At 72.4% G+C, this 9204-nt stretch carries 13 protein-coding genes, 1 pseudogene and 1 riboswitch; of the genes and pseudogenes, 9 read left to right on the top strand and 5 right to left on the bottom strand.

Going from position 1 to position 9204, the window contains the following annotated elements; translation table 11 throughout:
• The 3 genes from G3I41_RS32005 to G3I41_RS31995 form a co-directional block, all read left to right on the top strand.
• The coding region (locus G3I41_RS32005) for a CAP domain-containing protein (RefSeq protein ID WP_164404035.1) at positions 1-795 on the top strand (795 nt) is incomplete at its 5' end.
• Positions 796-874: 79 nt separating this feature from the next.
• Positions 875-1609 (top strand): lysophospholipid acyltransferase family protein, encoded by a 735-nt coding sequence (locus G3I41_RS32000; RefSeq protein WP_164404036.1) that lies wholly within the window; start codon positions 875-877, stop codon positions 1607-1609.
• Positions 1610-1652: 43 nt separating this feature from the next.
• A complete protein-coding gene (locus G3I41_RS31995; RefSeq protein ID WP_164404034.1) occupies positions 1653-2702 on the top strand; it encodes an NAD-dependent epimerase/dehydratase family protein in 1050 nt (349 codons plus the stop codon).
• A gap of 15 nt (positions 2703-2717) precedes the next feature.
• On the opposite strand, the gene G3I41_RS31990 is transcribed toward G3I41_RS31995, so the two are convergent.
• A complete protein-coding gene (locus tag G3I41_RS31990; protein WP_164404033.1) occupies positions 2718-3347 on the bottom strand; it encodes a TetR/AcrR family transcriptional regulator in 630 nt (209 codons plus the stop codon).
• Positions 3348-3455: 108 nt separating this feature from the next.
• On the opposite strand from G3I41_RS31990, the gene G3I41_RS31985 reads away from it, so the two are divergent.
• Positions 3456-4445, top strand: coding sequence for an ABC transporter permease (locus G3I41_RS31985; RefSeq protein ID WP_164404032.1), 990 nt, complete (start codon positions 3456-3458; stop codon positions 4443-4445).
• 59 nt (positions 4446-4504) lie between these two features.
• Here G3I41_RS31985 and G3I41_RS31980 read toward each other — a convergent pair whose 3' ends face one another.
• Together G3I41_RS31980 and G3I41_RS37245 are read right to left on the bottom strand one after the other, a co-directional pair.
• Positions 4505-4792, bottom strand: coding sequence for a type II toxin-antitoxin system Phd/YefM family antitoxin (locus G3I41_RS31980; RefSeq protein ID WP_164404031.1), 288 nt, complete (start codon positions 4790-4792; stop codon positions 4505-4507).
• A gap of 9 nt (positions 4793-4801) precedes the next feature.
• Positions 4802-5014, bottom strand: a pseudogene (locus G3I41_RS37245) (hypothetical protein); the annotation flags it as partial.
• Positions 5015-5230: 216 nt separating this feature from the next.
• Between G3I41_RS37245 and G3I41_RS31975 the strand changes: the two are divergent.
• The 3 genes from G3I41_RS31975 to G3I41_RS31965 all read left to right on the top strand — a co-directional run bounded on the left by G3I41_RS31975 (position 5231) and on the right by G3I41_RS31965 (position 7158).
• The gene (locus G3I41_RS31975; RefSeq protein ID WP_164404030.1) at positions 5231-5863 is read left to right on the top strand and encodes an ATP-dependent Clp protease proteolytic subunit; all 633 of its coding nucleotides are present in this window, start codon (positions 5231-5233) and stop codon (positions 5861-5863) included.
• A 7-nt stretch (positions 5864-5870) separates the two neighbouring features.
• Positions 5871-6179, top strand: a complete 309-nt coding sequence (locus G3I41_RS31970) for a hypothetical protein (protein ID WP_164404029.1) — start codon at positions 5871-5873, stop codon at positions 6177-6179.
• A gap of 337 nt (positions 6180-6516) precedes the next feature.
• Positions 6517-6681: riboswitch (cyclic di-AMP (ydaO/yuaA leader) on the top strand.
• Positions 6682-6684: 3 nt separating this feature from the next.
• The gene (locus tag G3I41_RS31965) at positions 6685-7158 is read left to right on the top strand and encodes a C40 family peptidase (protein ID WP_164404028.1); all 474 of its coding nucleotides are present in this window, start codon (positions 6685-6687) and stop codon (positions 7156-7158) included.
• Positions 7159-7168: 10 nt separating this feature from the next.
• On the opposite strand, the gene G3I41_RS31960 is transcribed toward G3I41_RS31965, so the two are convergent.
• Complete coding sequence (locus G3I41_RS31960; RefSeq protein WP_164404027.1) at positions 7169-7600, bottom strand: ATP-binding protein; 432 nt, start codon at positions 7598-7600, stop codon at positions 7169-7171.
• A 205-nt stretch (positions 7601-7805) separates the two neighbouring features.
• Here G3I41_RS31960 and G3I41_RS31955 point away from each other — a divergent pair, with 205 nt between their 5' ends.
• Both G3I41_RS31955 and G3I41_RS31950 read left to right on the top strand, forming a co-directional pair.
• Positions 7806-8666 (top strand): helix-turn-helix transcriptional regulator, encoded by an 861-nt coding sequence (locus tag G3I41_RS31955; protein WP_164404026.1) that lies wholly within the window; start codon positions 7806-7808, stop codon positions 8664-8666.
• Positions 8667-8691: 25 nt separating this feature from the next.
• Entirely contained in the window at positions 8692-8889 is a 198-nt protein-coding gene (locus G3I41_RS31950) for a DUF397 domain-containing protein (RefSeq protein ID WP_164404025.1), read from the top strand.
• A 13-nt stretch (positions 8890-8902) separates the two neighbouring features.
• Here the strand turns inward: G3I41_RS31950 and G3I41_RS31945 are convergent.
• On the bottom strand, positions 8903-9204 hold a 302-nt coding region (locus G3I41_RS31945), incomplete at its 5' end, for an aminotransferase class I/II-fold pyridoxal phosphate-dependent enzyme (protein WP_164404024.1).

The following is a 9204-nucleotide window of genomic DNA, read 5'->3' as shown; positions in this document are numbered from 1 at the left end:
ACGCCTCTGGACGCGCCCGTGCGGCCGGGGCGGGCGGCGCTGCGGCGGGACCAGGCGCGCCGCCGCCGGCGGAACGCGGTGGTGGCGTCCGTCCTCGCGGTGGGCGTGCTGGGGGCGGGGGGCGCCGCCGTCCATCTGTCGACGGGTGACGACGACGGCAGCGACGAGGTCTCCGTCGCGACCGCCCCCGAGACCGACGGCTCCGTCACCGCGACCGCTTCGGCCGGGGCGTCCGCCTCCGCGACCCCGTCCGCCTCGCCCTCGCACTCCGCCGGGAGCCCGAGCCCGAGCGCCACGAAGAAGAAGGACCGGACGAAGCCGAAGAAGACGGCGCCCGCGACCACACGTCCCCCGGCGACGAAGGCCCCCTCCGCGACCCGGGCGGCCCCGGCCGAGCCCGCGCCGAGCCCGCCCTCGGACGCCGAACAGGTCCTGGCCCTGGTCAACACCGAGCGGACGAAGGAGGGCTGCTCGCCGGTGACCGGCAACGACGAGCTGACGAGCGCCGCGCAGCGGCACTCCGAGGACATGGCCGCGCACGACTACTTCTCGCACACCTCGCAGGACGGCTCGGGCCCCGGCGAACGGATCACGGCCGCCGGCTACCGGTGGAGCACGTACGGAGAGAACATAGCGAAGGGCCAGCGGACCCCGGCCGACGTGATGAACTCCTGGATGAACAGCCCGGGCCACCGGGCGAACATCCTGAACTGCTCGTTCAAGGAGCTGGGCGTGGGCATCCAGGACAGCCCCGGCGGCATCGTCTGGACCCAGGACTTCGGCGCGGGGATGTGAGGCCGCGGCGTCGCCGCGCGGGCGCGGGGTACATGTCTTCATCATCGACCCGCTGATGCCACCGGACCGGGGAGAGACCGTGTTCTACTACGTCCTCAAGTACGTCGTTCTCGGGCCGGCTCTGCGGCTGCTGTTCCGGCCGGTCATCGAGGGCGCGGAGCACGTTCCGGACGACGGCGCCGCGATCGTGGCGGGCAACCACCTGTCGTTCTCCGACCACTTCCTGATGCCCGCGATCCTCAAGCGGCGGATCACCTTCCTGGCCAAGGCGGAGTACTTCACGGGTCCGGGCGTGAAAGGCCGCCTGACGGCGGCGTTCTTCCGCAGCGCGGGCCAGATCCCCGTCGACCGCTCGGGCAAGGAGGCGGGACAGGCCGCGATCCGCGAGGGCGTCGAGGTGCTGGAGCGGGGCGAACTGCTGGGCATCTATCCGGAGGGCACGCGCTCGCACGACGGGCGGCTCTACAAGGGCAAGGTCGGGGTGGCGGTGATGGCGATCCGGGCGCGGGTGCCGGTGGTGCCGTGCGCGATGGTCGGCACCTTCGAGATCCAGCCGCCCGGCAGGCGGCTCCCCCGCCTCAAGCCCGTCACCATCCGCTTCGGCGAACCGCTGGACTTCTCGCGCTACGCGGGCCTGGAGAACGAGAGGGCGGCCGTCCGGGCGGTGACCGACGAGATCATGTACGCGATCCTGCGGCTCTCCGGCCAGGAGTACGTGGACGAGTACGCCGTGAAGGCGAAGGAGGCGGCGCCGGGGAAGCAGCCGGTCCGGTTCCCGGAACGGCGACGCCGACAGCGGATTCGCGAGCGGTGAACGCCCCTGGTCAAGGGGGTGGGCCGGGCCTAGCGTGCGGTCCATGAGCAAGGGACACGCATGGGTGCTGGGAGCGACGGGACAGATAGGGCGGGCCGCCGTGCGCGCGCTGTCAGAGGACGGCTGGGAGGTGACGGCGGCCTCGCGCGGCGGGGGCCGTGACGAGCGGTGGGACGACGGGGTCAGGGCGGTCGCCCTGGACCGCGACGAGGAGGGCGCGCTCGCGCGGGCGCTGGGCCGGGGATGCGACGTGCTGGTCGACATGGTCGCGTACGGGCGGCAGCACGCCGGCCAGCTGACCGGGCTCGCGGACCGGATCGGCTCGGCGGTGGTCATTTCCAGCGGCGCGGTGTACGAGGACGAGCGGGGCCGCAGTTTCGACACGCAGGACGAGCCGGACGGGTCGCCCCGCTATCCGGTGCCGATCCCGGAGTCGCTGCGCACCGTGGCGCCGGGCGAAGCCACGTACGGCACCCGCAAGATCCGGCTGGAGCGCGATCTCCTCGCGGCGGGTGACACGCTGCCCACCACGCTGCTGCGAGCGGGCGCGGTACACGGCCCGTACTGCCGCTCACCGCGTGAGCTGTACTTCGTCAAGCGGGGGCTGGACGGCCGGACCCGGCGTGTCCTGGCATACGGCGGGGCCTCGCGCTTCCACCCGGTCCACGCGGCCAACGTGGCCGAGCTGATCCGGCTGGCCGCCGCCCGGCCCGGTTCCCGGGTGCTGAACGCCGCCGATCCGCAGGCGCCCACGGTCGCGGAGATCGGCGCGGCGGTGGACGCGGTACTGGGCCGGAGCACGGAGACGGTGCTGATGCCCGGCGGCCCGTCCCCGGAGGGCGTCGGCTCGACGCCCTGGAGCGCACCGCACCCCATCGTGTTCGACATGTCGGCGGCCGAGCGGGAACTCGGCTACCGGCCGGTGACGGGCTACGCCGAGTCGCTGCCGGAGACCGTCGAGTGGATCGCCGGCCGGCTGGCCGGGCGGGACTGGCAGGAGGCGTTTCCGGCGATGGTGCGGGCGTACGGCACGGGCCTGTTCGACTACGCGGCGGAGGACGCCTGGCTGGAGGAGCACGCCCAGAGGGGGTGACCTCGGGCGGGCCCGTCAGCCCGTCCTCGTCAGGTCCATCGACATGAGCCCGCGCAGGCCGCTCTCCAGGGCCTCCGGGCCGGTGTCGCCGAACATGGCGAGCTGGGCGATGAACCCCTGGGCGGTCGCGATGAGGGCGCGGGCGACGTGCTCGTCCGGCACGTCCGCCCGGAGCATCCCGGCTTCCCGGTACAGCCCGACCAACTCGGTCCAGGCGCGGCGCAGTCCTTCGAACGCCTCGGTGAGGGTGGCCGCAAGCCGCTCGCTGCGCAGGGTCTCGGACCACACCTGGACGATCAGCCCCGCGTACGCATGGGGTTCGAGCCCTCGCCCCGATTCCCGGCCGTCCACGAACAGGCTTCGCGCCACCCGGCCCATCAGGACGTCCGGGGCGGGGACGGGGGTGTCCCGCGCCGCTCCTTCGAACGCCCGGCGCACTCCGTCGACCGCCTCGGTGGCGATGGCCGCGATCAGGTCCTCCTTGCCGCTGAAGTAGCGGTAGACCGCCCCCGCCGACAGACCGACCTCCTTCAGCACGTCCTGCATGGAGGTGCCGTGGAAGCCGTCACGGGCGAAGCAACGCGCGGCGCCGTCGAGGATCTGTCTGCGGCGGGCGTCGAGGTGCGCCTGGGATACACGAGCCATGCGACCAAGTTAAAACGAACATTCATTCTTGACAACCGACCACAGCGGGGCGACAGTGGCGATGCATATAAAACGAACGATCATTCTCTGAGAATCGAGGCCTCCACCATGCCCCTCACCCCGAACCGCCGCCTGCTGGTGGTGGTCCTGCTGGTCCCGCTGGTGGTGACCCTCGCCCTGTGGGCCTTCGCCTGGCCCGCCGCCCGGACCGCACCGCGCGACCTGCCGGTCGGGATCGCCGGAACCGCACCGGCCGCCGACCGGCTCCAGCAGCGGTTCGAGGAGCGCGACGGGGCCTTCGATGTGCACCGGTACGACTCCGAGGCCGCGGCCCGGGCCGCGATCGAGGACCGGACCGTCTACGGCGCGGTCGTGGTGACCACCGAGGGCCCCGAGCTGCTGACCGCGAGCGCGGGCGGCACGGTCGTCGCCCAGCTGCTGCGCGAGGCGGTGACCGCCGGAGCCCCGGCCGGATCCGAGGTGCCGGTCACCGACGTGGTGGCCGCGCCCGCCACCGACCCGAGGGGTGCTGTGCTCGGCGCGAGCATCCTGCCGCTGGCCATCGCGGGGGTCGCCGCCGGTGCGGCCGCCACCCTGCTGCGGCTGCGTGGGGCGCGGGCCGGGGTCGCGCTGCTCGGCGTGGCCGTCGTGGTGGGGCTCCTGGCCACCGCCGTGACGGACAGCTGGCTCGGCGCCCTCACCGGTGCCTGGTGGAGCGAGGCCGGGACCATCGCACTGACCGTGCTCGCCGTCGGCGCACCGGTGGCGGGGCTCGCGGCCCTGATCGGGACACCGGGGATCGGCTTGGGGGCCCTGCTCATGGTGCTCCTCGGCAACCCCTTCTCCGGGGTCACCAGCGCGCCCGAACTGCTCCCCCGGCCGGTCGGCCTGATCGGTCAGCTCCTGCCGCCCGGAGCGAGCGGGTCGATGCTGCGGTCGGTGGCGTTCTTCGACGGCGCGGCGGCGGCCGTCCCCGCTCTGACGCTCGGTGTGTGGGCGGCGCTGGGGCTGGTCGCGGTTCTCGTCGGCGGGCGCCGCCGTACGGCCGCGGACCCCACGGCGCCGGAGCCGGCACGAGAGCCGGCCCTGGCCGGCTGACCGGGCTCAGAAGTGAGCCCCCGCCCAGGTGGACGCGGGCGCTTCGCCGCGTACGGAGGTCAGTCGTCCCGGCCGTGGTGGCCCCGGTGCTCCGCCGCGATACCGAAGCGCTGCCGTGCGCCGGGAGCGGACGGGGCGGAGCCGATCGAGGAGACCGAGCTGATCACCTGCTCCTGCTCCGGCGCCTCCTCCTCGCTCTCCAGTCGTTCGAGGTCAGCGGCCGACACGAGGGCGACGAGCGGTTTGCCGTGCCGCGTGACGACCACACGCTCGCCGCCGTAGACGACGCGGTTGATCAGGTCGGCGAGTTCAGCCCGGGCCTGCGTCACCGGAATCTCGTAAGCCATGCTCCCAGCCTATGTAACGTCCAGCTGTTCCGCCGTCGTCCTCGGCCACAGGATCATCCAGGGGTCAGAGGCTCCTGCGGTGATCCCGCCCCCGTGCGCGACGAGTGTCCTGGTTGCCCGCGTTCTCGCCGCCCCCGGCGGCACGGTTCGTGTCCGTCGTCCGGGGATGCGGGGGCGGGGCCCCTCCCGCCCTGGGGCGCCTGGTGCGGCCCGGACGGGACGCCGACGCGGCAGTGACTGGCCCTGCCGGCCGGGCCGTTGATCGGCCGACAGGCGCGCGATATCCGCCCACGGCGAACAGCCAACCGCCTCTGACCTCGTACTTTCCCGAATTCTCCGGGGTCTCTCCCGGGAAAGACTTCTGTACATCCTGTACGTTTTTGCAGAAGCGTGCGCGGGCGCACCGTTGCGTCCGCGCGACCGGAGAAAGGCACAGCCGTGTACCGTCCCGTCGCCCGTTACGTCCTGCCCGAGTTCACCGAGCGCACGTTCCAGGGGTCCCGGACCATGGACCCGTACTCCAAGCTGCTCGCCGAGCGCGTGGTCTTCCTGGGCACGGCCCTGGACGAGACGGCCGCCAACGACCTGGTGGCCCAGCTGATGTATCTGGAGCACGACGCGCCGGACCGGCCCGTCTCGCTGTACATCAACTCGCCGGGCGGCTCGTTCGGCGCGATGACGACCCTGTACGACACGATGAACTTCCTCAGCTGCGAGGTGGAGACCTTCTGCCTGGGCCGGGCGGGGGCCGGAGCGGCGGTGCTGCTCGCCGCGGGCGCCCCGGGCCGGCGGCACATGCTCCCCGGCGCCAAGGTGGTCGTCAGTCAGCCCGCCCTGGACGAGCCGGTCCAGGGGCAGCCGTCCGACCTGGAGATCGAGGCGCGGGAACTGGAGCGGATGCGGGGCACGATGACCGGCATGCTGGCCCGGCACACGGGGCGCTCCGTCGAGCAGGTCACCGAGGACACCGAACGCGACCTCGTCCTCGACGCGGAGGGCGCCCTGGCGTACGGGCTGGTCGACCACATCGTGCGCAACCGGGTCCCGGCGCCGCCGCGCCCCGGGTGGTGAACCGGCGATGCAGCCACCGGAGTTCTCCGCGTTGCCCGCTCTGACCGGGGCCGAGTCCGCGTTCGTCGACCGCTATCTCGACGTTCTCGACCAGGTGGGCCGGATCAACCCGGCGCACGGCCACGACACCTACGCGGCCCTGCGGGCGGCCCAGGCGCTCGCCTCGCACGCGGCGGAGCTGCGGGACGCCCTCGCGCTGATGCACCGGCGCGGCGAGACACGGATCCACAGCACCACGCTGACCCGCGCGCTGCGGGCGCTGGACGGCGAGCGGCGGGCGGCCCGGGTCACCCTGCCGTCGGCTCCGCCGGGCTGAGGCGCCGTAATCCACCGACACGCCCGAGGGGTGCGCAGGAAATCCTCGCTCGTTCGGCGTAGGCGTTCCCTCTCACGAGCGATGGCCCGATTTGCCTTTTCCTGATGCGCGTGGGGCGGTTTCCTCCGCGACACCGCTGGTACGGCCGTGGCCGCCGGCGGCGGAGGAGCCGCCGTACGGGTTGCGGTCCACCTGAACGGGCCATGCGCGGCGGTCTTCACCGATGGCTGTTCCGGCTCGGAAATCCGGCCCGAGGTGAGTCAAGATCCCTGGGACGACAAGCCCCCGCCACCGCGGCGGGGCGGTCCGGGCGGACGCCGAGTCCTGCCGCCGCGCGGATGACTGGTCGACAGGAGTGGATCGGCAGGAGTGGAGGACCCGAGCACTACGGGACCGCCGGACCTCCGGTCGTCCCTCGGGGTGAAGCCGCCGCGCGCGGCCGGGCAACTTCGCCAGCCCGAACCCGACAGGTCATCCTTCACAGGCGGCTGACGAAGGGTTGCGCATGAGTGCGCAGGTTCATGTCCCGTCTCTGCTCGCCCGGGCCACCACGGCCTCGGTCATGACTCTCGCCGCCGTCGGCGGCACGCTGTGCGTGCCGGGAGCCGCGCCCGAGGCGCAGGCGGCCGGCCACGCGATGAAGGCCCTGAAGGTCGCCGCGTCGAAGAAGGGGGCGCCCTACCGCTGGGGTGCCACCGGACCCGGCAGCTTCGACTGTTCGGGACTGACGCTCTACTCGTTCAAGAAGGCGGGCAGGAAGCTCCCCCGGACGGCCCAGCAGCAGTACAACCGGACCAGGCACATCTCGGCGTCCAAGCGCCAACGAGGTGACCTGGTCTTCTTCCATTCCGGGCGCAGCGTCTACCACGTGGGCATCTACGCCGGGAGCGGGAAGATCTGGCACTCGCCGAAGACCGGCGCCGTGGTCCGTCTGGAGAAGATCTGGACCAGGAGCGTCTACTACGGCCGGGTCTCCTGACCCGGACGCCTCAAGGCTGGGCGGGGACCTGCCACGGGAGCACCACCCAGACGGTCTTGCCGCCGTCGGCGGTGGGGGTGACGGTCAGCCGGCCGCCGTACTCCTTGGCCAGCGAGCGGATGATGACCAGGCCGCGGCCGTTGTCCTGCTGGACGGCGGCGGGCAGCCGCTGGGGCCGGCGGGGGTGGCTGTCCGTCACGCCGACGCGCAGCTCCTCCTCGCGCTCCAGCCGGAGATCCACGGTGAAGGTGGGTGACTGCCCGAACGTGTGCAGTACGGCGTTGGTGGCCAGCTCCGAGAGGATGAGGCGGACGGTGTCGGCCTGCTCCGCGTCCTCGGGCAGGCCCCATTCCGTCAGCACCCGGGCGACGAACCTCCGGGCCGTGGAGACCGAGACCGGCTCGCTCGGCAGCGTGACACGTGCTTCCTGATGGTCTGCCATGGCGAGCCGTCCCTTTCCCACCCGTTACCGTCCCGGCGAGCGGTCCGGTTGCGCTTCGCGTCAGATTGCCACCGATGCTGCCCTCCGCGGCGGCGATGCACCGCGATATGCATATATCTGTCGCTCAAATCGGTGAACTCTCCCCGCCCGGGCCCGCTCCGGCGCCACACTGTCTGCTCGTCGGGCAGCGGGAGGGAGTCATCGGATGCAGCACGGCCCTGCGGTACGGCGCCGCAAGCTGGGAGAGGAACTGCGGAGCCTGCGCCATGCGTCAGGTCTCACGAGCCGGGAGGCGGCGGCGCTGCTCGGCTGGCACCAGTCGAAGGTGAGCAGGATCGAGACAGGTGTCAGCGGGGTGCGGCCGGATGACGTGAACCGGCTCCTCGACGCGTACGGGATGGACGATCCGAAGCTCCGCGAGGTCCTGGGTGCGCTGGCCGGTTCGGCGGGCGGGGGCGGCGCCGGCTGGTGGCACGCGTACCGGGGGCTCATCCCTCCGCAGTACCGCGACTTCATCAGCCTGGAATCGCAGGCGCGCACCGCCCGCACGCTGGAGACCACGGTGGTTCCGGGCCTGTTGCAGACGGCCGACTACGCCCGCGCGGTGACCCGGGCGTCCCTGGACGGGCTGCCTTCCGGTCAGCTGGACTCGCTGGTGGAGGTGCGGCTGACCCGGCAGGGGGTGCTGCGGAGCGATCCGCCGCTGCGGCTGAGCGCGGTCCTGGACGAGGCGGTGCTGCGCCGGGAGGTCGGTGGCCGAAGAGTGATGCGGGAGCAGCTGCGCCATCTCGCCCGGGTGGCACAACTTCCCCATGTGCAGCTTCAGTTGCTTCCGTTCTCGGTCGGCGGCTATGTGAGCCTCACCAGCCCTTTCGTTATCTTCTCCTTTCCGACCGCTTCCGACCTTGACGTGGTCGTTCTTGACCACTTGACGAGTAGCCTCTATCTGGAACGGAAAGAAGACCTTGCGGCGTACAGCTCGGCCTTCGAGACCCTTCAGACGCACGCGCTGTCGCCGGAGCACACGCTGGACCTGATCGCCGCGATCGACCGCGGCGACCGATGACCCCCCACCGCCCGGAGGAAGCGTCATGTCCGATCACCTCGCCCGGTACGCGTTACGTTGGCGACGCAGCAGCTACAGCACCGGGATGAACAACTGCGTGGAGACCGCGCCGTACGGGAGCGGACGGCTGCTGGCCGTGCGCGACTCGAAGGACGTGGCCGGGACGCCTCTGGAGTTCTCCGTCACGGCCTGGGCGTCCTTCGTCTCCGGTCTGAAACGCTGAGGCGGGCCTCGCCTCAACTCAGTGGTGCGGTGCGCCGCACCGTCTCCACCGCCCGCGCGGTCTGCTCGTCCGTCAGATCCGCGCGGGCGGTCAGCCGGAGCCGCGAGACGCCGTCGGGGACGGACGGCGGCCGGAAGCAGCCCACCGCCATCCCGGCCGTCCGGCAGTCGGCGGCCCAGCGCACGGCGGCGTCGGCCGAGGGCGCCCGGACCGAGACGACCGCCGCGTCGGGCCGCACCGCGGTCAGGCCGGCCGCCGTCAGCCCCTCGTACAGCGTGGTGGCGACCGTACGCGCCCTGAGCGCGCGCTCCGGTT

The organism is Streptomyces sp. SID9727, from assembly GCF_010550605.1.
Classification (GTDB): Bacteria; Actinomycetota; Actinomycetes; order Streptomycetales; family Streptomycetaceae; genus Streptomyces.
Note: the sequence above shows the minus strand (reverse complement) of the source record. Positions and strands in the feature narration are given on the sequence as shown.